The following is a 272-nucleotide window of genomic DNA, read 5'->3' as shown; positions in this document are numbered from 1 at the left end:
GGCTCGTCGTCCAGCTAACGGGCTGGCTGTCGCAAAAGCAGCTTGCCGTCACACGCATTGCGCTGCTGCTCGAACATGAGCGCGGGCGCGATTCGATCGCCCCGACAACGATCGAGGTGGCGCTCGCCGAGCCGACGTGGCGCGAAGACCACCTGATGCGCCTGCTGAAAGAACGGCTGGGCCGTGTCGAACTCGCCGCAGCCGTGATCGCGCTGCAGCTAGTCGTGCAGGAAGTGAAGGAAGCCGAACCAGCCTCGGACTCGCTGTTTCCC

The 272-nt window shown here is 65.1% G+C and carries 1 pseudogene; it reads left to right on the top strand.

Annotated elements, in window-relative coordinates:
* A pseudogene (locus tag SB753_RS37290) lies at positions 1-272 on the top strand (DNA polymerase Y family protein); the annotation flags it as partial.

It is taken from the genome of Paraburkholderia sp. SIMBA_053 (genome assembly GCF_046534895.1).
Classification (GTDB): Bacteria; Pseudomonadota; Gammaproteobacteria; order Burkholderiales; family Burkholderiaceae; genus Paraburkholderia; species Paraburkholderia caledonica.
This window is presented reverse-complemented; position numbering and strand designations above follow the sequence as displayed.